The 26,295-nt window shown below is 41.7% G+C and carries 25 protein-coding genes; 1 reads left to right on the forward strand and 24 read right to left on the reverse strand.

Annotated features, from left to right (window positions below):
• Window positions 1–10: 10 nt before the first annotated feature.
• From spoIIGA to BS1321_RS04785, 20 genes are all read right to left on the reverse strand, one after another.
• Entirely contained in the window at window positions 11–937 is a 927-nt protein-coding gene (gene spoIIGA / locus BS1321_RS04690; protein ID WP_063231926.1) for a sigma-E processing peptidase SpoIIGA, read from the reverse strand.
• Window positions 938–1,399: 462 nt separating this feature from the next.
• A complete protein-coding gene (gene ftsZ, locus BS1321_RS04695; RefSeq protein WP_063231927.1) occupies window positions 1,400–2,557 on the reverse strand; it encodes a cell division protein FtsZ in 1,158 nt (385 codons plus the stop codon).
• A gap of 44 nt (window positions 2,558–2,601) precedes the next feature.
• Window positions 2,602–3,900, reverse strand: a complete 1,299-nt coding sequence (gene ftsA / locus BS1321_RS04700; RefSeq protein WP_063231928.1) for a cell division protein FtsA — start codon at window positions 3,898–3,900, stop codon at window positions 2,602–2,604.
• Between the two features lie 263 nt (window positions 3,901–4,163).
• Window positions 4,164–4,529: a small basic family protein gene (locus BS1321_RS04705; protein ID WP_063231929.1), complete on the reverse strand. Its 366-nt coding sequence runs from the start codon at window positions 4,527–4,529 to the stop codon at window positions 4,164–4,166.
• The gene (locus BS1321_RS04710) at window positions 4,529–5,239 is read right to left on the reverse strand and encodes a DUF881 domain-containing protein (protein ID WP_063231930.1); all 711 of its coding nucleotides are present in this window, start codon (window positions 5,237–5,239) and stop codon (window positions 4,529–4,531) included. The genes BS1321_RS04705 and BS1321_RS04710 overlap by 1 nt, the downstream gene beginning before the upstream one ends.
• A gap of 42 nt (window positions 5,240–5,281) precedes the next feature.
• Window positions 5,282–5,974: a DUF881 domain-containing protein gene (locus BS1321_RS04715; protein WP_081112822.1), complete on the reverse strand. Its 693-nt coding sequence runs from the start codon at window positions 5,972–5,974 to the stop codon at window positions 5,282–5,284.
• Window positions 5,961–6,743, reverse strand: a complete 783-nt coding sequence (locus BS1321_RS04720) for a cell division protein FtsQ/DivIB (RefSeq protein WP_063231932.1) — start codon at window positions 6,741–6,743, stop codon at window positions 5,961–5,963. The genes BS1321_RS04715 and BS1321_RS04720 overlap by 14 nt, the downstream gene beginning before the upstream one ends.
• Before the next feature lie 131 nt (window positions 6,744–6,874).
• A complete protein-coding gene (murB, locus tag BS1321_RS04725; protein WP_063231933.1) occupies window positions 6,875–7,783 on the reverse strand; it encodes a UDP-N-acetylmuramate dehydrogenase in 909 nt (302 codons plus the stop codon).
• Between the two features lie 354 nt (window positions 7,784–8,137).
• Window positions 8,138–9,238: a stage V sporulation protein E gene (gene spoVE / locus BS1321_RS04730; RefSeq protein ID WP_094246579.1), complete on the reverse strand. Its 1,101-nt coding sequence runs from the start codon at window positions 9,236–9,238 to the stop codon at window positions 8,138–8,140.
• A gap of 159 nt (window positions 9,239–9,397) precedes the next feature.
• Window positions 9,398–10,750, reverse strand: a complete 1,353-nt coding sequence (murD, locus tag BS1321_RS04735; protein ID WP_063231935.1) for a UDP-N-acetylmuramoyl-L-alanine--D-glutamate ligase — start codon at window positions 10,748–10,750, stop codon at window positions 9,398–9,400.
• A complete protein-coding gene (gene mraY / locus BS1321_RS04740; protein ID WP_034313901.1) occupies window positions 10,751–11,728 on the reverse strand; it encodes a phospho-N-acetylmuramoyl-pentapeptide-transferase in 978 nt (325 codons plus the stop codon). It lies immediately after the preceding gene.
• Between the two features lie 89 nt (window positions 11,729–11,817).
• Window positions 11,818–13,290, reverse strand: coding sequence for a UDP-N-acetylmuramoyl-L-alanyl-D-glutamate--2,6-diaminopimelate ligase (locus tag BS1321_RS04745; protein WP_063231936.1), 1,473 nt, complete (start codon window positions 13,288–13,290; stop codon window positions 11,818–11,820).
• Between the two features lie 158 nt (window positions 13,291–13,448).
• Window positions 13,449–15,371, reverse strand: a complete 1,923-nt coding sequence (locus tag BS1321_RS04750) for a stage V sporulation protein D (protein ID WP_063231937.1) — start codon at window positions 15,369–15,371, stop codon at window positions 13,449–13,451.
• A 112-nt stretch (window positions 15,372–15,483) separates the two neighbouring features.
• A complete protein-coding gene (locus tag BS1321_RS04755) occupies window positions 15,484–17,640 on the reverse strand; it encodes a penicillin-binding protein (protein WP_063231938.1) in 2,157 nt (718 codons plus the stop codon).
• Between the two features lie 2 nt (window positions 17,641–17,642).
• Window positions 17,643–17,999, reverse strand: coding sequence for a cell division protein FtsL (gene ftsL / locus BS1321_RS04760; RefSeq protein ID WP_063231939.1), 357 nt, complete (start codon window positions 17,997–17,999; stop codon window positions 17,643–17,645).
• 32 nt (window positions 18,000–18,031) lie between these two features.
• Entirely contained in the window at window positions 18,032–18,964 is a 933-nt protein-coding gene (gene rsmH / locus BS1321_RS04765) for a 16S rRNA (cytosine(1402)-N(4))-methyltransferase RsmH (RefSeq protein WP_063231940.1), read from the reverse strand.
• A gap of 52 nt (window positions 18,965–19,016) precedes the next feature.
• Complete coding sequence (gene mraZ / locus BS1321_RS04770) at window positions 19,017–19,448, reverse strand: division/cell wall cluster transcriptional repressor MraZ (protein ID WP_034313914.1); 432 nt, start codon at window positions 19,446–19,448, stop codon at window positions 19,017–19,019.
• 342 nt (window positions 19,449–19,790) lie between these two features.
• A complete protein-coding gene (bshC, locus tag BS1321_RS04775; RefSeq protein WP_063231941.1) occupies window positions 19,791–21,419 on the reverse strand; it encodes a bacillithiol biosynthesis cysteine-adding enzyme BshC in 1,629 nt (542 codons plus the stop codon).
• A 109-nt stretch (window positions 21,420–21,528) separates the two neighbouring features.
• Window positions 21,529–21,921: a DUF3397 domain-containing protein gene (locus BS1321_RS04780; RefSeq protein WP_063231942.1), complete on the reverse strand. Its 393-nt coding sequence runs from the start codon at window positions 21,919–21,921 to the stop codon at window positions 21,529–21,531.
• Window positions 21,922–21,925: 4 nt separating this feature from the next.
• On the reverse strand, window positions 21,926–22,810 hold the full coding sequence (locus tag BS1321_RS04785) for a 2-dehydropantoate 2-reductase (protein ID WP_063231943.1): 885 nt from the start codon (window positions 22,808–22,810) through the stop codon (window positions 21,926–21,928).
• A gap of 464 nt (window positions 22,811–23,274) precedes the next feature.
• Here BS1321_RS04785 and BS1321_RS04790 point away from each other — a divergent pair, with 464 nt between their 5' ends.
• Window positions 23,275–23,763 (forward strand): N-acetyltransferase, encoded by a 489-nt coding sequence (locus tag BS1321_RS04790; protein WP_063231944.1) that lies wholly within the window; start codon window positions 23,275–23,277, stop codon window positions 23,761–23,763.
• Window positions 23,764–23,807: 44 nt separating this feature from the next.
• Here the strand turns inward: BS1321_RS04790 and BS1321_RS04795 are convergent, their stop codons facing one another.
• The 4 genes from BS1321_RS04795 to BS1321_RS04810 all read right to left on the reverse strand — a co-directional run bounded on the left by BS1321_RS04795 (window position 23,808) and on the right by BS1321_RS04810 (window position 26,181).
• Window positions 23,808–24,428, reverse strand: coding sequence for an RsfA family transcriptional regulator (locus tag BS1321_RS04795; protein ID WP_063231945.1), 621 nt, complete (start codon window positions 24,426–24,428; stop codon window positions 23,808–23,810).
• Window positions 24,429–24,506: 78 nt separating this feature from the next.
• Window positions 24,507–25,271 carry an enoyl-CoA hydratase/isomerase family protein gene (locus tag BS1321_RS04800; protein WP_063231946.1) on the reverse strand — a complete coding sequence of 255 codons (765 nt, stop codon included), beginning with the start codon at window positions 25,269–25,271 and terminating at the stop codon, window positions 24,507–24,509.
• A 149-nt stretch (window positions 25,272–25,420) separates the two neighbouring features.
• Window positions 25,421–25,594, reverse strand: coding sequence for a 50S ribosomal protein L32 (gene rpmF / locus BS1321_RS04805; protein WP_034313929.1), 174 nt, complete (start codon window positions 25,592–25,594; stop codon window positions 25,421–25,423).
• A 65-nt stretch (window positions 25,595–25,659) separates the two neighbouring features.
• Window positions 25,660–26,181, reverse strand: a complete 522-nt coding sequence (locus BS1321_RS04810; protein WP_048684570.1) for a YceD family protein — start codon at window positions 26,179–26,181, stop codon at window positions 25,660–25,662.
• Window positions 26,182–26,295: the final 114 nt, after the last annotated feature.

Below are 26,295 nucleotides of genomic sequence, written 5' to 3' on the forward strand. Positions count from 1 at the left end.
AAGCGATTGTTCAGGAGGCATTTTGCACCGATATCCCGGTTAACATTTTCGGGTGAACGATAGATTGATAGCTATTGTCGGGAGAGAGTTGCTGGAAGGTAAACGAAACGAGACCCTGCTTGACATGAAATTCTTTTTCTCCTTGAACGATTTTAATGTAATCCGGTTTGATTGCGGTTAACAGCTGATGTTCATGACCCACGACTTTATAAGGGATGACACGCATTCTTCCTGTCCATGAATATTCGGGCTGCACTTCCTGACTAATCAGGTTATCAGGGTTTTTAAAGAGCTCTAGCATATCGTTCGGAATTCCTGTTTCCCCGCCTGAAAGAGAGATGATCATTACTGGGGAACGTGTAATCGGGTCATATAATTGATTGCCACTATCCACCAATCCATGAAACGTTCCTTCAAAGTCAGAAATTTTAACCGAGACCGAAACCATTTGTTCATGAGTAAGCTTGGTCATCTCCATCCCTTCAAGTGTTCGCTTGGAAAATTGCCATGCGAGCGGGAACCCGATCATTACGAATATCCAGCTGACAGGGTCGCCAAAACGATTGATTCCTGCATATTGGCCAGGGTCCTTGGACACGATTTGGAATTCAAATAGGTAGTGAAGTCCCAGAAGGATCCCTCCCGATAAAAACGTCACGAAATATAACGTGGCCACCGATTTCATGAAAAGTTTTAACCTATTAAACCCAAAGGTTGCCAGCACCATGACCAGGGATACTAATATTTTCATGTACACTCGGTCGGCAATTGCATAAAAAGGAGTGAATGCCAATACGATAATGAAGGAACCAATCAGCCCGCCGATGCATACCCGCCAAAGAGCTACCCTTCGTTTGAGAATGATTGCGGTCCAATATAAAAGGAGGCAGTCAAATAACCAATTCAACAACCAGATCACATCTAAATATAAAGTCAAACACCCTCCCCTCCTTTTATGAACTAACCTTCCACTAGCAAAAAGTATAGCGTACCTGCCCTTAGAAAGTGTGTCACTTTTTGTACTGAAAACTTAAGAGTTTTTCAGTCATTTTTACCCTTTTTGTAGAAAAACAGCTATTGATATTTTCAATACTGTCTTCGAGACTATCCTGCTCCCTTTTACTTCTGTCGATTTATGTTATAAAAGTTTAATAATTTATTGCTCTCTCATCTTTTTACATTAATGAATGGAAGTGAACAAAAGATGGGCTTCTGCCCAGGGACATTAAGACAAGATCAAGGATACAATTATCCAGATTTCCTTTAGCACTTCGGTCCGAGTGATAAAGCTCGAGAAAGCCCCATTATTATAAGGTCATTGGCCACTAATGCTATTAAGGAATTCACTTATTAACGACAAAAAACCGTCCCCAAATGGGAACGGCATATGACATTGATTTTAACGGCGTCTATTACGGTTACGGAGGAAGGTTGGAATATCCAAAGCCTCATCACCTTGATTGGCATTACGTGCAGGCTGTTCATTGACTTCTTCTCTCTTCACTTCACGCTTCACGTTTGACTGTGGCGCTTGTTGTGTCTGAGGTCTTGATTGCTGCTGTTGTCCGAGTGTTGGACGTCCAGTAGGCCGTATTGAAGCTTCAACCTCGTTAAAGCCTGTTGCAATTACCGTAACGACGATTTCATCTTTAAGGTTTTCATTGATAACCGAACCAAAAATCATGTTTACGTCTTGATCGGATGCAGTAGCCACGATATCGGCAGCTTCCTGGACTTCAAAAAGACTTAGGTTCGTACCACCGGTAATATTCATCAGTACGCCTTGGGCACCATCAATCGATGTTTCAAGCAACGGACTGGAAATGGCTTTTTTCGCCGCTTCCGCCGCACGGTTTTCCCCTGAGGAAATCCCGATTCCCATAAGTGCTGAACCTTTGTTAGACATGATGGTCTTCACATCGGCAAAGTCCAAGTTAATAAGACCTGGAACAGCAATTAAATCTGAAATCCCTTGTACACCTTGACGAAGTACATTATCGGCTTCACGGAATGCTTCAAGCATTGGCGTGCTTTTATCGACGATTTCAAGGAGGCGGTCGTTCGGAATGACGATCAGTGTGTCAACCGATTCCTTCATGGATGAAATGCCGCCTTGTGCCTGTGTTGCACGTTTTCGGCCTTCGAAAGTAAATGGACGTGTAACTACACCCACTGTAAGAGCCCCTAGATCTTTAGCAATGCCCGCTATGACAGGAGCAGCCCCTGTTCCTGTACCGCCGCCCATTCCAGCCGTTACGAATACCATATCGGCACCTTTAAGCGCTTCTTCAATCTGCTCTTTGCTTTCCTCAGCAGCTTTTTTTCCTACCTCGGGATTGGCACCTGCACCCAAACCGCGTGTAAGCTTCCCACCGATTTGCATTTTGATTTCTGCTTTTGATAGATTAAGAGCTTGTGCGTCAGTATTGACAGAAATAAACTCAACACCCTGTACACCATGCTCGATCATTCTGTTTACCGCATTGTTTCCGCCGCCGCCAACACCTATTACTTTTATCGTTGCTAATTGTTCTAGATTAGAATCAAACTCCAACATGACAATCCTCCTATTTTGACGAAATTCCCGATTCTTAATGATTGTTATTCAAAAAAGTAACCCAGGATTTTTTTGAATTTAGATTCACCTTTTTCACCTTGTTTTTTAGCCGTGTTCTCTTTGTTTTTCTGAGAAACCTTCTGGCTGCGCTGGTCGTTATCTTCTTGAGCTTGTCCAGCTGCTACAGGAGTTTTATTAGCGGTGTTTTTTTGCATTCTCTCTTTCTTGCATGCGTGTTTAATCAAACCAACAGCTGTCGTGTATTGGGGTTCCCTAACACCGATGTAATTGGGTTCAGCTGTCCTTACTCGGTTTTGGAACACATATTGAGCTAGCTCCAGGACTCCCGGCATCTTGACGACGCCCCCGGTCAACACGAAACCACCCGGTATATCCTGGAAGCCAAGTCTCCTCAAATCATCTTGAATCAACTCGAATATTTCGGTCACCCGCGCTTCAATGATATCCGAAAGCATTAACTGGTTGCAGGTCTGCTGCTGATCGCTGCCGATGATCGGTATTTGGAATACTTCATCTTCAGACGCGTCATCATAAAAGGCATGTCCATGCTTTACTTTTATTTTCTCAGCTTCTTCCATCGTTGTCCTTAGAACGATGGAAAGGTCCTTAGTAAGTGTTTCCCCGCCTATAGGTATCACAGACGTATATTGTAAATAGCCTTGTTCGAAAATTGCCAGAGTCGTGGAACCTCCGCCAATATCGACAAGTGCCACACCAAGTTCTTTTTCATCCTTGGATAAAACAAGGGAACCTGCGGCTAAGGGCTGAAGGGCGATATCGGTTATTTCTAACCCTGCCCTTTCCACACAGCGCAGCGTATTATGTAAAATTGTCCGAAGACCTGTGATTAAAATCCCTCTCATTTCCAACCGGACACCTATCATGCCCCTTGGATCACTGATTTCATCAAGTTCATCAACTTTGTAGTGAATCGGCACCACGTCGATGATTTCCCTGTCGGATGGTATCGTTATTAACTCCGCTGCTTCTCTAACACGGAAAACGTCATGCTCGGTAATCTCTTTATTGTCACTGGATACCGCTACTACCCCATGACACGGCTGAAGCGTCACGTGATTTCCACTTATGCCGACGATTACCTTTTTTATCTCCATCCCTATCATCCGTTCTGCTTGCTCTATAGCCTTTTGAATGGATTGGACGGTTTCATCTATACCGACGATCGAACCCTTTTTGAGCCCCTCTGATTTAATATTTCCTACACCGATTATATTTAATGTGTCATTGACCATTTCCCCAATGATAACTTTTACACTGGATGTACCGATGTCAAGACTTACGTATATTTCGTTGCTGTTCATTCCATGGCACCTCCTTCAGTTTTATACATGTATTAGTAGAATAACATTTTTATATCGAAGACTTATACATTATAGAATAACAGAACTGATTTCAACAACTCGCGAATTTCATATTAAGCGGTTCATTTTGTATTTCCCGAACAAAACTCGTAGATTTCTCACTCTATGGTGTTTATTGTTCGCTTCTCAACAAGACTGATCTACTTAATAAACTAGATACTGCCTTAAACTATTCGTCATTTATAACTTAATTCCCTTTAAAATTATAGATTTTTTTTCTGCTTTTTCCGGGAAATGGACCATTTTTCAATTAGGATCCTTCTAATCAGGGCGATATTTTGAAAGAGCCTTACACCGAAAACAAAGATTGCGGCTAAATATAAGTCTACACCAAGATGTACACCTAGAAAAGCCAAACCTGCAGCTAAAACAATATTAAAGAAGAATCCTGTTACAAATACAACTTCATCATAAATATTTTGCAGATGTGCCCGTATGCCCCCAAATAAGGTATCAAAAGCAGCAAGCACGGCGATGGAGAGATAATTTGAATATTCATGGGGAATATCAAAATCAACCAAAAAACCGAGGGTGATTCCAATCAAGAGTCCAAAAACTGGCAGCCACATTACGATTCCCCCCCATCCATAACGGGTTTCATGTGTTCCACATTAACAGCATTTTGGTAGGCCGGCAATGTCAACTGACCGGAATGCACCTTAATTTGCACTTCAAAATTATCTATAAAGAAATCATCCATAAGTTCGGAACCTTCAATACGCTGCTTCAGTTTCTTTGGATCAACCGTTATTGCCTGAATTTCGACCGGGTAATGAACAAGAGGATATCCGTCCATTTTCGGCTGCCCATTTATATCACGAATAACCGATGTCGATATATACCTTTGTCCTGAAATGGAAATTTCGTTAGCGCCATACCTATACATTTCATTAATGAGCCGAATGATCAATACAGGTGAAATATACTCGACCTTCTCACCAAGAAGGATATCTGCTTTGATAGGCTGTATAGATACGAGTACTCCATTTCCTTTTATTTCAGTCAAACCTGCGTCAGTCTTTAATTCGGTCAGGGTGTCACGCAATACTTCTTCTTTACTCTCATTTTTCTTTGTTTCATAGGATGCTATTTTTCCCTCAAGCTTACTGATACCCTCTATTAAATCCGCCTGGGTCTGCTGTTCTTTCAATAAATCATTTTTCAGCTCCCACATATCCCTTGTATCGGAAACGACAGGCTGATTCACCAAATTGAATTGAATAGCAAGCATGAAGCCAGCAATCAACGTAACCAAACTAAAAGAAAGCTTTTTTTTCATTTCCAGTTTCTCACCAATCTTTCATCGAATCCGGCGGTCTGATTACCCTCCAATAATTGGATCAAAAATGATATTCTTTTGCTTTTCCACTGTAAAGATAATATTCTCATTAACCAGCTGTTCCTTGATGCCACCGGGTAAGTCTAGTGAAGCACCCAGGACATCCGGGTCCCCAATCGCAGATATGATGAAGGGAGCAGGATGCTGATGGCCATCGATTGTAATCACTGGCCCATTACAAATTATGTATGAATCATGATTTAACCTTTGACCGTTAATCGCAACAGCCTCTGCACCTGAAATGTATAGTTCATTGACGACCTTGAAGACATGCTGTTCATGGACGAGGTAATTATTAACATTGTCTTCTGAATCCATATCTGTACCATCTTCAAGCGTCACTTGAAGGCCTGAGCCTTTCACTTTCACTTTTCCGAGAAACATACGGTATTTTTCCGTATCCTTTGCCAAATTGAAAAAAAGCTGCTTTTCCTGAGCTAGGTCTTTTTCTATTTGAGATACATTTTCTTGCTTCTGAAGGAGTTCCTTCTGAAGTTCCCGGTTCTGTTTCTCTTGTTCGATCAGCTGCTGCCTAAGCTCATATTCCTGATCCCAGGCTTTGTCCTTCCCTGCACCTTCACCTTCTTTGGTCAGATTGTAAGAGAAGGCAATCATGAATCCGAGAACCACGCAAACCAGGGGTAAAACCACCTGTTTGCCATTAATTTTCCTCATTAGTGTCTTCCTTTTGTTCAGCGTCTTCATATGCTTTAAAATAAGAACCCACTTCCAGATCGATGACTCCCTTTACCTCTGGATCCAACTGGCTGACAATCGATGGATAGTGAATCATTTTCTCGTATAAAGTACGGCTTGTCGCACTTACTTCAAACCCATCGTTCATAAACATGACGATATGATAGACATCGGTTTTGGTTGGAGCGTAATGAATTTCTGAAATGGCATTCTGAATCTCGACAGGAAGCTTGTCCAGCTCTTCTAAAAGCAACTTTAATGCTTTACCCTCTTTGAAACCAATTAAAACAGGGGCAAATACTGGAATTTCGCCTGTTGCTAACTCCTCTAAAACGGACCCGTTTTCCAAAATGGGTGCAAACTTCCCATTATTGGACAGATACGCCATCCTGTTATGTTCTGAAACCGTAATTTTAATGGAATTAGGAAATACCGGTGTCACCTTAACGCTTTTTATTTCTTGATTTTTTTTGATATTGGCTGCGGCTGCACCTGTATCAACCTTCCAGATGCTTCGATTCATCTTCACCTTACTCAATTTAATGATCTGTTTGGAAGTAATATAACGATTCCCCTCTACCTGCACAGATTTCACATAGCTCAACGGGGATAAGAAATATAGCACACAAGCAACCAGAATGAAGAAAAGGGAAAGCAAAAGAACAAGTCGCCTGTTTGCTTTGCTTTTTCTTAATTGTTTTAATTTCGGGATGCGGTCCTCAATGGAAACGATTTTCCCCTTTTCCATCCCCTTCACCTCTTCCTGAAAAAATGGATGGTTCTTGACAGTGCGGAATCAAGACAAACTCAATATTTGGTTATTAACAAACTTTAAAAGGTAACACATTATATCACAATATTTGGATATAATGAATCCTATTATTTTCTTCCGATAATTTCCACTTCTGTTTCCATTTCAATTTCAAACTTATCATACACAGTATCCTTCACATGCTGTATCAAGGCTTGAACATCCGCTGCACTTCCATTACCTGTGTTAACGATAAAGTTCCCATGCATCGGTGAAATCTGAGCTCCGCCAATAGAATGTCCCTTCAAGCCCGCATTCTCTACCAATTTACCAGCATGATGTGGAAGTGGATTCCTAAATATGCTCCCGGCACATGGAAGATTATAAGGCTGGGTTTCTTTACGATAATTCTTGTTATTCTGCATTCTTTCAACGATTTCGGTTTTATCACCCTCTGTCAATTGAAAAATTGCTTCCAGTACGATACCAGGTCTTTTCTTCTGAAGCAGAGAAGTCCGATAAGAAAACTCCATGTCTTCCTTCGAAAGCCAAGCTAGAGTTCCATCTTCAAAAAGAACATGTGCCTCCTTGAGGATTTCACTCATATCGGAACCGTGTGCACCAGCGTTCATATAGACAGCTCCGCCGACGGAACCAGGAATCCCACTGGCAAATTCCAATCCTGCATACCCTTTTTTACTGATTTGTACGGACAGGCTGACAAGTGATACCCCAGCGCCTGCTTTAATCTCCGTTCCATTTATCTCGAGATGATCAAGTCCTTTACCCAATTTAAGCACGGCACCTTCAATTCCACCATCACTGACAAGTAGGTTCGAGCCCCTGCCGATCACCCTCCATGGCATTCCATGTTCTTTGATAACCTGCATCGTTTTTTCTATATTTTCAACGGATGACGGCACGATGAATAAATCAGCCGGCCCTCCAATTTTCATAGTTGTATGATTCGCAAGCGGTTCCTGTTCAAGAACTTTGCCGATTTTCATTTCAGTTAATTGCTTTATCACATTATCCATGATAAACCTCCTTGTTGTTCCAAAAATTCCAAGTTATTATTTTCATTTCCTCTTCCATGAGGTCACTTATATTACAAGTTTAACAACGCCTTTTTAGCAGAAAAATGAACAGAAGCAAGCCCCAGTATGGCCTAACCCTCTTATACTATAGTCTAAACAAAGCCGTATTGCCAATATTTATTGTGGATTCCCCAACATTCATACATGGTAATATTTAAGCGGCATTTCAATTATTTCTAATTTTCGGCGAGGCACCCTCCAAAATCGTTTTCCTGCAAGGGTTTTTAACGTAAAAAAAGGAAGCCCTGCGTTTAACAGGACTTCCCTTTTGCCAAACCATATATTTTACTTATTTCAGAACCTTGAATAACGGCTAATGTTCAGGAGCACCCCAATCGCCATCAACATAAGTGTCAAGGATGAACCGCCATAACTTAAGAGGGGCAAGGTGATCCCCGTAACTGGCATCAGTCCCGTTACCACCCCTATATTGATCATCACTTGAATGGCGACCATTGCAATGATTCCCACCGCTACAAGGCTCCCATATAAATCAGGGGCACCAAGTGCAATCCGAATGCCCCGCCAAAGCATAAGGGCAAATAATAAAATGACCAGAGAGCCCCCGATGAAGCCAAGTTCCTCGGAAAGTATGGCAAAAATGAAATCAGTCTGCGGTTCTGGTAAATAGAAAAACTTTTGACGGCTTTGCCCAAGTCCCAATCCGAACAATCCCCCAGGCCCGATTGCATAAAACGATTGAATCATTTGAAATCCACTGCCCAAAGGGTCTTCCCAAGGATCCAGAAAAGACGTAATCCTTTTTATCCGGTAGGGCGCTGACAATATTAGACCGATAAAACCTGCTACCCCGATTAGACCCAAGCCGACAAAGTGGCTGATCTTTGCCCCGGAAATAAAAATCATAACGATGCATGTTCCAACCATTACCGTTCCCGTTCCAAGGTCCGGCTGTAACATGATCAATCCAAATGCCAATAACACTAAACCCAAGGATGGAAGCATCCCCTTTTTAAAGGAGGTGATCAGCTTTTGCCGTTCTGATAAAAACTTAGCTAAAAAAGCGATCATCGCCAGCTTCATGAACTCAGAGGGTTGGACCGAAAAGGCACCTACACCAATCCAGCTCCTCGAACCATTTCTCGCCATCCCTATACCTGGTACAAGCACAGCCAGTAACATAATGAAACAAATGATGATAAGGATCTTGGCCCATGTCCGCCACGTCCAGTAATCCACATTCATGATGAAAAACATGGCTATGACACCAACGCAGGCAAACAGCAACTGCCTTTTAGCAAAATAAAACGAATCATCAAATTTATATGTTGCCCAAATGGCACTCGCGCTGTAAACCATGATTAATCCAACAGTCAAAAGACTTAAGGTGACGATTATGAGAATGAGATCAGGATTCGATTTTTTTAATGGCACGGACATCCACCTCTAGGAAGTTTTTCGAGCCTACGAATATAAACATCAATACTGATTGCTTGTCAGCACTTTAGTCAAAAAAAAAGCGATAACGGCTCATTATCGCTTTTTTCCAAGGTGTCAACGTAGAAGCAGGTTCACTTCTCTCTGCGAAAGCTCTTACTTAAGTTTATGCACGGCCTCCATAAACATGTCTCCTCTTTGCTCAAAAGTTTTATATTGATCCCAGCTTGCACAAGCCGGGGAGAGAAGAATGCAGTCGCCTTCATTTGATAATTCAAATGCAGCCGGCACGGCCTTTTCTACATTATCGACACGTTTTATATTCGCTATTCCTATTTCTTTGGCTACCCGTTCAATTTTTTCTGCCGTTTCACCAAAAGTTATTACGGCTTTGACATTTTTCATCGCCGGTTTCAACTCATCAAATTCATTTCCCCGATCCAAACCGCCTGCCAATAAGATGACAGGTTCCGTGAAAGATGTTAGCGCTTTGGATGCTGCAAGAATGTTCGTCGCTTTCGAATCATTATAAAATTTACGGTTATCGATCGTTGCTACGAACTGCAGACGGTGCTCCACACCATAAAATGTTTTCAGTACAGTCTGAATGGCTTCGTTAGCTACCCCCTTCAGTTTGGCGGCTGAGATGGCCGCGAGTACATTTTCCAAATTATGCTTCCCAGGAAGGGCTATCTCTGAAACTTCAATGATTTTTTCTCCTCGGAAACAGACTGCACCATCTTCCACATAGGCTCCATTCTCATGTTTCATTTCAGCTGAAAAAGGAACAAGTTCAGCCTTCGTCTTTTTCGCCATGGATAAAACAAGTTCTTGATCTGCATTATAAATCATGAAATCTGAGGCTATTTGATTTTTCGTAATTGCAGCTTTTGCTTCGACATATTCCTGTTTGGAACTGTGATAATCCAAATGTGCATCATACAAATTTGTCACGATTGAGATTTCAGGACGAAATTCGTCTATTCCCATTAACTGAAACGATGATAATTCAATGACGATCGAGTCATCTGGTTTTGCTTTTTCAGCAACACCTGAAGCCACTGTCCCGATATTACCGGCAATCAGCGGGGATTTTTCACCGGTCTTCAACATTTCGTATATCAATGTTGTCGTGGTCGTTTTCCCATTTGTACCAGTGATTCCTATAAAAGGTGCTTCACTTATCTGATAGGCAAGTTCAACTTCCGTTATAACAGGAATCCCTTTTTCCAATGCCCCTTTTACAATAGGGTTCCGATAGGGAATTCCCGGGTTTTTAACGATCAGCTCGAAACCCTCATCAAGAAGCTCGATTGGATGACTACCGCAGATGACTTTGATTCCCTGTTCAAGAAGTCCCTGAGCCTCAGGATTTTCCGATAATGGCTTCATGTCATTAACCGTCACAAAAGCACCTAATTTATGTAGAAGCGAAGCTGCCATCACTCCGCTTTTTGCCAAACCCAATACTAATATCTTTTTCTCTGAATACTTTACAGTCTCTTTCAATTATATCCACACCTCTAAATAGATTCCGAGTACCGCACACAGCAGCCCCACTGTCCAGAAAGTCACGACGACGCGCCATTCCGACCAGCCGGAAAGCTCATAATGGTGGTGAAGCGGACTCATTTTAAAAATACGTTTACCAGTCGTTTTAAAAGATCCTACCTGCAGGATGACCGAGAGCGTCTCAATGACGAAGACTCCGCCAATGATTACCAGGAGGATTTCAAGCTTCGTTAACAAGGCGATGGTTGCGATCGCTCCTCCAAGGGCCAAGGAACCCGTATCCCCCATGAAAACCTTTGCTGGATGTGCATTGAATACCAAAAATCCAAGTACTGCACCGACAACCGCCACCGAAAAAATAGCGACATCATATTGTGACTGACTCCAGGCCAAAATGGCAAAAGCCCCAAAGGCAATGGCTGATGTTCCTGATACAAGACCATCAAGCCCATCCGTCAAATTGACGGCATTCGAAAAACCTACCAGCCAGAAAATAACGATAAACAGATAAAACCAGCCAAAATCAAAAGCAAAGTCCGTGCCTGGAATCGTCAATTCAGGATTAAAACGGTCTGTCTGCTTAAAGACGAAGTAAAAGATGACCGAAATCACAATTTGTCCAAGCAGTTTTTGCTTGGAAGTCAGTCCTAGGTTTCGCTTCATGACCACTTTGATGAAATCATCCAGGAAACCTAATAAACCAAATCCTAAAGTAACGAATAATAATAAATACGTTTCGGTTGAAGGTGCCGAAAATTTCAATGTCATGACTAGTGTTGCGATGGTAACAGATAATAATATGACCAAACCGCCCATTGTGGGTGTTCCCGTTTTCTTCAGATGCGATTGTGGGCCTTCTTCCCTTATACTTTGCCCGAATTTCAATCTTCTTAAAAACGGGATGAAAATCGGCGAAAGAAGAACGGTTACTAAAAACGCCACCAAAATCGTATAAAAAATCACTTGTTCCAACATTCCTTACTCCCTCATTCCTAACACAATTCAAATATAAAATTCTGCTTGATGTCTTTTCTTATTTGTTGCAGGGCAATTTCAGCGTTGGATCAAACTGAACCCAAACGACTCTGAATCGCCTTTTCCGCTTCTTCACGGTCATCGAAGTGAAGCACTTCGTCACCGACCAATTGATAGGTTTCATGACCTTTTCCAGCTATTAATATAACGTCGCCCTCTTCCGCCTTGGAAACAGCGTAAGCTATCGCCTGCCTGCGGTCTTCAATAACCGTATATTCTTTGCCCGCTACACCAGCTTCCATATCCCGCAGAATCTGGGCAGGATCTTCACTGCGTGGATTATCCGAAGTGAAGATCGGGTCAGTCGCCAAGCTGCATGCAATTTCGGCCATGATGGGACGCTTTGTCTTGTCTCGGTCCCCTCCGCAGCCCACTATCACAAAGATTTTCTTTCTAGCAAACTCACCAACAGTCTTTAGAACATTTTCTAAACTGTCCGGAGTATGGGCATAGTCAACAATGACTGGAAAGTCCTGATTCGCTGTAATGAGCTCAAAACGGCCTGCAACACCTTTTATTTCCTCGATGGATCTAATTGTCTCATCTAGATCGTTACCGGCGCACAAAGCAGCAGAGATGGCAGAGAGTACATTATAAACACTGAATTTACCAATTAGCTTCAGCTGAATGTAACGCTCTTCTTTACCTGCTGTCAAGGTGAACGATGTGCCATTTGCATCAATTTTTATATCCTTGGCCCTGATATCTGCTTCTTTGTCTATGCCGTATGTTACGACTGTAGCAGCAGTCGCTTTAATGAAATCAGCTGTTGCCTCATCATCAGCATTAAGCACAGCATATTTAGGACGCTTTTCTATGTAAGCATTGCCGAGCTGTGAGAAAAATAAGGATTTTGCCTGCCTGTATCTGTCCATGGTTTTATGAAAATCCAAATGATCCTGTGTTAGATTCGTAAAGACGGCAATATCATAGTCACAGCCATGGACGCGTCCAAGCTCAAGTGCATGCGATGAAACTTCCATTATGGCCGTGGTAACAGATGCTTCGGCCATTTCATGAAAAGCCTTCTGCAGCGTAACGCTATCTGGCGTCGTATTCTTAGTTTCATATACCGTATCGGCAATTTTTGTATACATCGTGCCAATCAAGCCTGTTTTTTCTTGTCGATCCTCGAAAATCTTTTCCAATAAGTGACTGGTCGTCGTCTTTCCATTCGTACCTGTAATTCCGATCAAGCGCATCTTTTGAGTCGGATGGCCATAGAATGCATCGGCAAGCACCGCCATCGCCCTGCTCGAATCCCTAACTACGATAACGGGAACATCGAGGTCAAGCGGCCTTTCGGCAATGACTGCTGCAGCTCCATGTTCTACAGCAAGTTGGGCAAAATCATGACCATCAACTGTATAACCTTTTATACAAACAAATAAACTTCCGTCTATGACTTTACGGTTATCATTTTCAATGGAGGTGATTTCAGGATTTTCTCCTTCATACGTAAATAAGGAGTGTAAATAAGATAGTAATTTGTGAAGCTTCATTTTTCCATCCCTCTCAACTTAATTTGAGGATTCATTATATGTGATTAGCCTTGGCTTGTCGAGAAACCAATTTCAATTATACGGGGTTATCCCGACTCCGTAAACAAAGCGGCTGATGATTCTTCAGCCGCTTTAACTATTCATATATTATATTATACTTATTCTGTATTTTCGCCAAGATAAATTCTTATTGTAGAGCCTTGTTTTACTTTAACACCTGGATCCGGGGCTTGATTTATGACTTTATCCCCATTTCCGGCAATATCCAGCTTAAGGTCGATGAGCTGGGTTTGCAACTCTTTTTTGCTGAGACCCACAACGTCAGGTACCTCGACCATGACTGGATCCGTCCAGACCGTTTCCTTCTCAATCTGGTTTTTCCTTGGCTTGACGCCCATGGCCCTAAGTGAATCCTCCATGATATTACCAACGATCGGTGCGGCAACGACCCCGCCGAATTGTACCGTTCCTTTCGGATTATCCACAGCTATATAAACGACGATTTGCGGATCATCTGCTGGAGCGACACCAATGAATGAGAGAATATAATTATTTTCAAGGTATCTGCCATTTTCAGCTTTTTGGGCTGTACCCGTTTTCCCGCCGACTCGGTACGACTCCACGAATGCTCCTTTACCGCTACCTTGGGCGACAACGGATTCAAGTGCTTCACGGACTTTCTTCGAGGTTGCCTCTGAAATCACCTTTTTCTTCGCCTGTGGGGTCTTTCGCATCAGAACTTCCCCATTTTTTGGATTCACCAGCTCCTTCGCGATATAAGGTGTATACAAAGTTCCGCCATTCACAGCCGCCGATACCGCTGTCACCTGCTGAATGGGCGTTACGGCTACTCCTTGTCCAAACGCGGTCGTTGCCTGCTCAACCGGACCCACTTGATCCATGTTGAACATGATTCCTTTTCCTTCTCCGGTTAAATCAATCCCCGTCTTTTGCCCAAACCCGAAATCATTTATATATTTAAACAGCTTGTCTTTACCAAGCCGGTTCCCTAATTCTACAAAACCAGGGTTACATGAGTTCTCGACGACTTCAAGAAAAGTTTGGTCCCCATGTCCTCCGCTTTTCCAGCAATGCAGTGTAGAACCTGACACTTCCACATGTCCGGAATCATAAAAATGCTCCTTTTGTAAGTCGACCTTCCCTTCTTCAAGCGCCGCAGCAAGCGTGATGATCTTAAAAGTCGAACCTGGTTCATATATACTCCAAACTGGTAAATTACGATTATACACTTCTGAAGGTACATTTTGAAAATTAGCCGGGTCGAAGGTTGGCCTGCTTGACATTGCCAATATTTCCCCTGTATTTGGGTCCATTGCAATGGCGATTAAACCATCGGGGTCATATGTCGCCTCCGCATTATCGAGCTCCCTCTCCACAATTGTCTGGATTTTGCTATCGATGGTAAGCTTCAAGTTATCACCATCAACAGGGGGCTTATAGTCATCGGCCATATTCTCAAGCCTTTTCCCTTTGGCATCCGAGTAAAATTTAACGAATCCTTTTTCCCCACTTAGTTCCTTATCATAAGACAATTCAACACCCATCAACCCTTGATTGTCAGAGCCAGTAAAGCCAAGAACATGCGAAAGGTATTCACCAAATGGGTAATGGCGCTTTGAATCTTCAGCGATATAAACGCCCTTTATCCCTAATGCTTTAATTTCCTTCGCCTTTTCATGAGATATCTTTCTGCCTTCCGGAATTCTGACGCTCATCGCCTGTTTCGTTAACCATTGATAAGCCTTTTCCTTTGTCATATCCAATATTGAAGCAAGCTGTTCCGCCGTCTCCCCAGGATTCTCAATCTGTCTTGGGATGACATAGACTGTTGGCGCAGATATATTCGTTGCCAGCTCGACACCATTCCGATCCAGAATTTCTCCTCGTTTGGCCTCAAAAGGAATATTCCTGCTCCAGGAATCTTTAGCCAGCCCCGTCAACTTATCCCCTAGATAAAACTGTACAATTCCCAATCGGATATCAATGATAAAAAAAACAACGATACCGATAGCCAATGCGATTGCCAGCCGTTTTCGGACAGTAACATTCGAAACACGCAAAAAAAGGCACCTCCATTTCATACATGCTTCAATATATGCTTGTCTACTCGACGCTAGACTAGAAACTTCGAAAGAATTAAAGAGGGGATCCATTTGGATCCCCTCTTTATCATCACTCTGTTTTCTCTTTTGTCGGTATATCTTTACCAGCTCCTTCAGGCTGGGATAATTTTATATTGAAGGTCTCTCCTTCATTAACCTTTTTCCCGGCCTCAAGACTCTGTTTACTCACATATCCGGTACCTTCAGTTTTCAGATCCAGTTTTGCAACCTTAGCCAATTTCATAACATCGCGCAGGGACCATCCCTTCATGTCAGGAACTTTCATTTCGCCTTCCGTCCTCAGGATTATCTTTTCACCCTGTAAGAGTATGCTCCCTGCTTTTGGGGATTGATCGAGCACTTTACGTCCACTTCCGATCGTACTTACATCATAACCAAGTTCCTTCAGTTCTTTGACAGCTGAACTCTCGGTTTGATTCGTATAGTCAACGATTTTATTTGCTTCTTGTTTTTTAACATCAGAAGGTTTGATGTTTAGATATTGCAGGCTATTTTGCATGACAGGATTAAATATCTCTGACAATGGATCAGCCCCAACATAAGAAACACCTAACTTCGGCTGCTTGACCGCCACATACATGACCAACTGCGGATCATCTTTTGGAGCCATACCTAAAAAGGAGAATACATAGTTATTTTTCCCTTCTAAATATCTACCTGTCGGACCCGCAATTTGTGCAGTACCGGTTTTCCCCGCTACTTTATATCCATCAATGGCATATTTTTTCCCTGTTCCTTTTTTCGCGGAAATTACCGTTTCCAAATAATCACGTACTTGTTTTGCAGTTTCTTCCGAAATCGGTTGCCCTGTCACTTTCGGCTTTGTCGTTTTCAAAATTTTTCCGGTATCCTGATCGGAAATGCTTTTTATCACGTACGGCCGCATCATTTTTCCGTCGTTGGCTATTGCGGATGCAGCTTGGATTTGTTGAATCGGTGTAATGGTTGAACCCTGTCCAAAGGAAGTAGTAACTTTTTCAAGTTTATACTTGTATTGAATTTTACCGGTTATCTCGTTCGGCAGGTCAATTCCCGTTTTTTTATCAAATCCGAACTTAGTCAAATACTCACGGAAAGTATCCTCTCCTATCTTATCCATTGCAAGAGTAGCAAAAGCGACGTTGGAGGAACGTTGAACCCCTTCAAGAAAGGTCATGCTCTTCCCTCTTTCGATTCCGCTATGATCTCCGATTTTCCCCGATCCGGCTTTGTAGGTTCCAGCAACAAAACTTTCATTCGGATTAAAGACCCCTTCCTCAACAGCCGCGGCAAGGGTGAATGTTTTCATGGTTGATCCCGGTTCGAAGGTTTCTTCAATAGCCAGGTTACGCCATGTATCCGTAAGCCCGACTTTCGTTGTCGGATGGAAGGTAGGCCTTTGCCCCATCGCCACAATCTCCCCCGTTTTGGGATTGGAGACAATCGCTATGATTTGCTCGGGATCGTATTTTTCCTGCACTTTGCTCATCGAATCTTCCAGGAACGTTTGTATTTTCTTGTCGATTGTAAGCATGACATCATTGCCATTATCCGGAGCAACAACCTTTTCCTCTTTATCCGGTAAGAGGAAGCCCCATGAGTCACTGTCATATGTCAGCTTCCCATCCGTTTCCTGCAATTCTTTATTGAGGTACTTTTCGATGCCGAACTTACCAGCCATTTCTCCCGTTTCTTCATCCTTTTCTACATAGCCAATCAGATGGGAAGCGAAAATCCCATTAGGATAAAATCGTTTATTGGTTCTTCCGAATGTAATTCCCGGCAGTTCCAATTTTTCTATTTTCTGCTTGACGACCTGAGTCAAATCCTTGCCGGCACTGCCAAACTCCACCTGGTATGCCCCTTTTTTCGTAAGTCTTTCATAGATGTCCTGTTCATCCATGTCGATATATTTAGCAAGCTTATTCGCGGTCATCTCCGGATCCTTGACATGCTCATGCTCCTTTTCACTGAGTACAGCCCTTAAGATATAGGAGGAAGTATCCTCGGCGATGACTTCACCTTTTGTATCGAGTATGCTTCCCCTTTTTGCTTCTATGATCTGTTTTTTTTCATATTTCTTGTCGATTTTTGAAGCCAGAACCTCCCCGCCTGCTGTACCTGTCACCTGAATATACAAAAAGCGGCAGACTAACACAAAAAAGAGCAGGCCGAATAAGAAGAATAATCCGGCTGCCCCATGCTTCATATTTTTTTGTTTCTGCATTATTACTGCACACCCTTCACATTATTCTCATTTAACTTGAACCCTAGCGCTGCAGCTTTTTTCCAAATTCTCTCGTATGTACTAAGTTCAGCAACCTGCACTTTCAAATCATCATTCACTTTACCCTGTTCCTCAATCGAAGTTTCCACTAGTTGGATCTCTTTATTCGTTTCATAGATGGCCGCTTGATTAGAGACTATTTTCACTCCCATAAAGGTAACCATGATAGCAAGGGCACATAGTAAGAAAACTTCACCAATGGATATCTTCGCTTTACGGATGACCACTGTTTGTTGTGTCTGTTGCTGCTGTTGGTCTTCATATTGCTGTTCTTGTATTTTTTTGGCTATGGAACTCATTCATGTTCCCCCTTACTGTTTTTTTTCTGTAATTATTGCTTTTCGGCGATTCTTAGCTTAGCCGACCGGGAACGATTATTCCCTTCCAATTCTTCTTCTGAAGGTAAAATCGGTTTTCTCGTAATTATTTTCATAGGTGGCTTGAATTCATCCGGGATAACTGGAAGTCCAGGCGGAAGGTCCGGAAGGGCACTAGCTTTTTTAAATACCGTTTTACAAATTCTATCTTCAAGCGAATGGAACGTAATGACAGATATTCTTCCTTCTTTATCCAAAAGCGATATGGCTTGCTCTAAGGAATCTTCAAAGACACCAAGTTCGTCATTCACAGCGATTCTTATTGCTTGGAACACTCGTTTCGCAGGGTGTCCGCCTTTACGTCTTGCCGGGGCCGGTATCCCATCCTTAATTAATTCCACAAGCTCAAACGTCGTTTCAATTGGTTTTATTTCACGTGCCGCTTCAATTTTCCTTGCAATTTGTTTCGAAAACTTTTCTTCTCCATATTGAAAGAAAATTCTCAGCAAATCATGGAATGACCAAGTATTCACGACATCATAGGCAGTAATGGCAGCACTTTGGTCCATCCTCATATCCAAAGGTGCATCATGGTTATAGCTAAAACCACGCTCTGGTGTATCCAATTGTGGGGATGACACGCCTAAATCATATAGGATCCCGTCCACTTTCTCGATTCCCCGGGCATTCAACTCTTCTTTTAAGTATTTAAAATTATTAGGAACAAGAACAATACGTTCGCCATAGCTTTCCAATTTTTCCTTAGCATTCCTAATCGCCGTTTCGTCCTGGTCAAAAGCATAAAGCCTACCCTTGTCAGAGAGCTGTGAAAGTAAGTATTCGCTGTGACCGGCTCCTCCTAAAGTACAATCCACATAAATTCCATCAGGTTTGATGTTCAATCCATCAACCGTCTCTTTTAATAACACTGTTGTATGTTGAAACATGCTAGACATCCTTCCAATCGGTTATTGAGTGACTCTATTTCTGAGGGCAGCCTTAAATATCAAAGCCAATCATATTTTCTGCTATCTCAGCGAAAGAATCCTCCGAAGCTGAAAAATAGTTTTCCCAAAGGGATTTGCTCCAAATCTCAATACGATTGGTAACACCAAGAATTACACATTCTTTTTCCAATTGGCCATATGAAGTAAGCGGCGTGGGGATATTAATTCGCCCTTGTTTATCAATTTCGCATTCTGTAGCTGCAGAAAAGAAAAAACGGGTAAAGGCTCGGGCATCTTTTTTTGTTAAAGGCAGGGCTTTCAGCTTTTCTTCAAGCAGCTTCCACTCTTCCATAGGGTAACCAAATAAACATTGATCGAGTCCGCGGGTAAGGACAAATTGCTCCCCAAGATTTTCCCTGAATTTCACTGGGACTATCAAACGGCCCTTTATATCGATGTTATGATGGTACTCTCCCATGAACATACCCACTACCCCCACATTCTAATCTCAGAGTACCACATTCCCCCACCTTTCTCCACTTGTTTTTACTTTCTCTTTCCAAGTAAAAATTCCCTTCTTTTCTACTTAAGTTTATTTAGCCAAATTATTCAAAGAAACGTGCATTTCCCTCGAATGGACTCAGACTAGGACGCAGTCCCACTATTACTGTCGAAGCACTACCTGACAAGTGCTCAGGAAACAGAAAAAAGACAGGCTTTAGCACCTGTCTTTTTTTCACTTTTTAATCCCTCCGTCAGGATTGGTATGCGGCAACCCTATTCATAGTGATTTGTCCGCCACTTTTCCCCAAAACGGATGGTTTTTCTATATGAAAATCAATTTGTGCTGATTATTGAACCGGTATTCCAGTTTCATCATATCCCGTACGAACTCTGGCCCGTATTGATTCAAGTAATAAAACACATTCCAAATCCTCTCCTGGGGTGATCCAAGAGGGTACAGTGAATTTGCTATCCGTTCATATTTTTTCAATATGACCGAATGTCGTTCCTTTGTACGGTCACCGATTTTGCCATACATGAAATTCAATTGCTTTTGAATGAATTCAATGTTTTTGTTCAACATCGGCTCAAGTCCTCTATCTAAAGCGACAGCGTGGGCAAATAGCTTTTCATGGTTCTCTTCAAGCTGTGATTTCAGCGTCCCGAACAGGGTGTCAACCGTCTCATCTTTCACGGAATCAAGGTAACTTTTCACAGAATTAGCGGTTCCTTCAGTCAGAACAGTTTCCAAACTGAGTTCCAATTCTTCAAGGTCGCTATGGATACTGCGCTCTACCAGCGTGATGTTTAACCTAGGAATGATTGGCGGCATCTTCATGGAAAACAACTCAAATACCTTTTTTAATTCTGCCCAATAGGCTATTTCCCCTGGCCCAGAAACGAAAGCCAATACAGGGAAAAGCATTTCCTGCATGAGCGGGCGTGTAATGACATTGTTGCTTAATCGTTCTGGATGATTTTTGGCTATCTGCAAGAGTTCCTGCTTGGTAAATGATACCTCACCGTTTTTTCCGCTGAAACCGCCTTCTACACGTTCAAGTAAACATCGATCTTTTTTTTCTGGATCATAATAAAATAAATTAGCTGCCCGTTTATCCATTTCAATCATTTTTGCATACCCTTTCGCATGCATGAATGATTGCTGTTCCTCGACCACTTCAGCAATCCGTCCACTTTCATTGACCATCGTTTCAAAGTATACCTTTTCAATTCGCCTTAATTCCGGATCTCCGGCATCGACTAGTAAAAGGCCATATTCTTTGAACCATTCATGAATCAGCATGGCGAAGAAATCGACGAAAGTATTCGATTGCTTAATGGTCTCCTTCATATCAATCAGGAGTTTATTCGTAAAGGCCGTTTCTCCATATGTTTCAATGATTTCCTCAAGCCACTTCTCTGCCTTTTCCGTTTCTAGCTCCACATCAGAAACCATTGTTTTATATGGCTGATAGGAAGGATAGGTTTTTTTATCGGGTTTACCGTTTTTCATAACATAAACATGATTGACTTCAGCCAAATCATGATCTTCTCCAGCTATCCAAAAAACTGGAATGACTGGCTGCCCCAGTTCTCTTTCTTGTTCTTCCGCAAGCTTAATGATCGAAATCACTTTATGAATGGTATACAGCGGCCCTGATAATAACCCAGCCTGCTGTCCTCCAATCACAACCACGGAATCATCACTGCGCAACCTTTCAATATTCCCCTTAACTGCCTCACTGAATGAAAGACGAGACATGTATTGTTGTATGTAATCCGACAATTCATCACGTGAAAAAGAGCGGTTCATCAATTCATTATATTTATTGAGATAAATGTCCGGCTTAGACAAGTCATAGTGAAAATAATCCTCCGTTTCAAGACGGTTTTGTAAATAGTCCGATGCAAAACGGTTTAAAGATGGTAACTCGAGATCTTTCATCTCCATTTCTGTTCTCCCTTTCTCTGCAACTACAATTCTTTTTAGAGTATAACATTCCGGTTTAAGAAAACAAAAGAAGTTGCCCAGCAGCAGAAAATTGATGCGATGTTCTATATTATGTAGTCAATATCTTCGTAATACTTGTAATTATGCCAATGGAAAATAATAGAAGGTAAGCTACGAAAAAGAAGGCGAAGTTCACTCTCCAAAAACCCTTTAATACCTTATGGAAAATGATTTCTTCTTTTACCTTGTAATGGACAAGGACCACCACGAATGCGTTGATGATCATGATAAGCATGATCACCCAAAGAATTTGCTTATCCCAAATGGTAATGATCAAATAATGGACTGATAATACGAACAGCAGCGTACTCATATCCATTGCAAATTGAACGGAGCGCCTATGGTTTCCAGTGAATTGTTTGGCACTTATAAAAAAAAGTATATACCCCACGAAAGGCAAGGTAATAAATATCGCGGCAAGGCTTGAAACTACGTACGGCACATTCTCATCCCCCCTGAGACTCTTTTCCTTTAACCATCTTATATAGAGAAGAAGTCAGGCAATCACTTTTCCCTTTACTCTTTGCCTCCGAGAGGATATGACCCAAAATAGCATCAATTTCCGTTTTACGGCCATTTTCTAAATCCTTTAGCATTGACGATCGATTTTCCGCTGTTGCCATACAAACGGATTTCACATGTTCAAATGACTCATCCTTATTTTTAACTTCCAAAATACCGGAGATTTCTTCAAAAAGATCTTGAAACAATTGGTAGTAAAAGGAGTTAGTGATTAAACCGCCATTTTCCACGTCAAGTATCGCTGTTAATGGATTTATCACTGCATTAACGACTAGCTTATCCATCAGCATCGAGTGAAAATCCTCACTCTTCGAAAAAGGAAAATGATCGATCCCTTCATTCACTAACGATAGTTGATCAAGTTCCCCCTTAAAGGAAGCGATCCTTGTAATGCCGAGCCCTGTATGCTCCACGGTATTCCCGTCATGTTTCAACGCTCCATGCTCCACTACCCCCACATATATGGTCGGGGATTGAAGCTGCTTTAAATAAGAAATATGCCCATAGCCATTCTGCAAGAATAGTAATGGAACCAGAATACCTTTGATCCTAGGCAATATTTGCGGCAGGTGATATTGCTTGACGGCTAATATAAGAAGATCCACATCCGATACCCCATCATCCAGGCACTTAGAAATGATGCCTGTCAGAAGCCTGCTTTCACCATCTGCAATAAGACGGATTCCATCACGTTTAATGATTGACGCCTGATCCGCAGTATGGGTATAGAGAGTCACACTATGTTTTTCACTTAAATGAGACGCAAACAGCAGCCCGATGGCCCCTCCCCCAACGATTCCAATTCTCATAATAACCTTCCTTACTTTTTGAAATATATTTACTATTTTATCACATTATCTTTTTTATCCTGCATCAAATTTCCTATCGTTGGAAAACGCAGCCAATCTGATTGAATGAAATGGAACTGCCATCAACAAGGCTCGCCATAAATATCAATGGGAAGATTTATTAATACGCCATTGAAGATATATTTTCTTCTTTAAGTGTTAATTTAATGGTATATTAGATACGAAAAGCTTAGCCATTTTGAAGACTTTATAGGAACAAAAGATAACTCCAATCTCAACCCACAAGAAATTGAAGGGAAAAGGGCGGGGGATAAAAGGCTATAAGCATTTAGTCAGCTAGGATAAGTCGATGATGTCATACTAGATTTAACCTAAGCTGGAATTCCACATGGTAAAGATCAGTGGGATGACTTTCAAAGGGTACTATCGGAAGAGGTTTATCAGAATTAAGGGGGAGCTTTTTTATGGAATACAAGGTGGAACGATTACTTGTAAATTTTAAAACGCTTGAGGAATTCAAAAAATTCAAAGAATACGGGATACAGGAACTGTCCATGCTAGATGATTTAGAGGGTAACATCATCGAAAATGACAGCCAATCACCTTTTTACGGAATCTTTTATGGCGACAAACTTGTAGCCCGCATGAGCCTTTATAAAAGAAGCGCTAAATTCGACCAGTATTTTGACAATTCTAGGGACTTCCTTGTTCTTTGGAAACTTGAAGTCCTGCCTAACTATCAGAAAAAAGGTTATGGAAGAGCTTTGGTCGAATTCGCCAAAAGCCTGAACATGCCTATCAAAACTAACCCAAGAGTTCATTCACAAGACTTTTGGAAAAAGATGGGTTTTTCTGCTGTTTCCTATGATTTGGACAGGGACCTCGGAGAAAACCCGCTGATTTGGAGCCCATTTGACATACAAGATAATAAAGAAATAGATACACAAGAATAAGGAAATATCAAGAAAATGCGGGCGGATTTTCCCACCCGCATTTTTTATTTATTGACCCTTTCCAAATTACCATTCTTATCCATTTGAAAACTCACCTTCGGATTCGTCTTTTCGTCCTCTTGTACACTAAGCTTTCTTGCGCGCTCCATAATCTGCATTAACGCACGATAATCTTCCTCAACAGCTTTCAGGTTTTCTTTAAGCAAAACATTCTCTTCCAGTAATCGGGCATTTTCCCGTTCAAGAAATAGTGACCGCTCAGAAATCCGTTCTTTTTCCTTATTATCAAGCTGAAAGAATTCATCCATTTTGCTTAAATATAATATAACTTCCTGAAGGGTAATAGATTCTTTATCTTCATGCTCGGGCGTTTTTTCTTCAATCGTGACATTTTCCACCGATGCAACCGAATCCCTTTCCATTCCAGGATTATTGACTACCTGTTCTTTCCTTTGTTTTTTCGCCAGCTCTATCCCTGATTTATATTGCTTCCTTACAAATGAATTCCAACGGAACCCACAAGCAGCAGATGTCCTCGATAACTGTTTCCCCACTTCTTCAAACGCCTTTAATTGTGTACTTCCTTCTCGTATATGCCTTAGTACCACTTCAGCCAACAACAGATCCTCATCATGAGTCCATGCATCTTGTCTCGCAATCGTCATCTCTCTACCTCCCAGCAAGTTTTAATTCATAATATGCACATGCTAGGAAAGATAGAAGATATATAGAGCGGGTAATATTTATTTTTTCTTATTTAAAAAACGATCGACTGCAGCATGATGCTCATCACTAGCCCAAAGTTTAGAACATTCCCGGATTTCCGCATCCATTCTTCCTTTAAGCCCGCTACCCTGCCATTTATGGACCAACAATCGTTTATAGGCCATCAATACCCCTGTCTCATGGCGAAGAAAATCTTCTGCGAACATTTCCCATCCATCCGTACCTTCTCCGACTATCTCATCTACGAAACCAAATTCCTTTGCTTCCTCAGCTTTATGTATTTTTGCATCCAATAATAGCTTTAGCGCTTTTTGCTCTGGTATTTTTTCAAGTAAAAGTGAAGCTCCGCCCCACCCTGTCGTTATTCCTAGAGTACCTTGTACAAATCCTAGCTTAACTCCGCTCTTTGCTAATCTGAAATCACAAGCTGTCGCTATTTCGCATCCACCGCCGAAAGCACTTCCATTGATGAGCGCTATTGTTGGTTTTGGGAAAACTGCTAGTTTATACAGAATTTCACCCATTTTCGATAACATAGCAAAGGCCTCTTCTTCTGTATGCAAATCCTGAAATTCCCTAAGATCGCCACCTGAACAGAATGCCTCAGAGCCCGCCCCTGTTAGGACCAGCAACTTAACTTCATCATCGCATGCAGCTTCTGACAATATCGACTCAAGTTCGTCCATCAATTGATAATTCACGGCATTCCTTTTCTCCGGTCTATTAAACAGGAGCTTCATGAAACCGCGTTTATCGTTTTCTACATCAATCACCTGATCCACGTAAACACCTTCTCCAAAATCATCGGCAAAACATAGATGATTCTAAATATTCTGCCAAATATATTTGTAAAAAAAGCACAGAGAAAAATCCCTGCGCTTTGATTAGCGTGTTGCATCAAGAAAGCAATGCTCTCAAGTAGGTCAAGAAATTATTTTGCGACAACTTCTTTTCCTTTATATGTTCCACATTCTTTACAAACGTGATGTGAAAGAGTCATTCCACCACAGCTCGGGCATTCTACCATACCAGGTACTTGAAGCTTGAAGTGCGTACGACGTTTTCTTTTTACAGTTTTCGACGTTCTTCTAAAAGGTACAGCCATTATTCCCACCTCCTTAAAAAATATAAAAAAGCTGGAAAAATCGGATTAACGATTTTTCGTTCCAATCAAGATTCTTTATTGTTGTCAAAAAAGTCGGCAAGCTTTGCAAATCTCGGATCAACCTTATGCTCATTTTCCTCTTCAGAAATAACAGCCCAGTCTTTCCCAGATTGAGGAGCAGCTTCGTTCGAATCGACATCCTCACAAAAAACCTGCATCGGAATTTCTAGCAATAAATTTTCTTTAATTACCGGTATTAGATCTACAACATCACCTTCCACAACAGTGACATCATCTCCGTAGAAATCAGTGCCATCTGCCTTTAAAAGAAAGGTTTCCTTTGTATCAATATCAATCGGATATTTAACGTCTACCAGTGTACGGGAGCAAGGTAATGTTAATTCACCTGAAAGATGCAAGTGAAAAGTAATCTCGGTCGAGCTGATATCAGCTCTTCCTGCTACTCTGATCGGAGAAACATCGCGAATTTGCGGGTCTCTTTCTCTAATGTCCAAGACATCCACCAGTTCATCAAACCGTAAATCTTTGTCCCGAATTTTTTGAAGTTGACTAATCGTCCATTTCAAATGAAATCACCTCAAGGCAACAAAAATAATTATAGCTTTCAATTATAAGTTTGTCAATATTTTTTCTTTACACTATAATGTAGTCATCCTAACTGATTGTCTAAGTTTTAAGAA

The sequence above is a fragment of the Peribacillus simplex NBRC 15720 = DSM 1321 genome, assembly GCF_002243645.1.
Classification (GTDB): Bacteria; Bacillota; Bacilli; order Bacillales; family DSM-1321; genus Peribacillus; species Peribacillus simplex.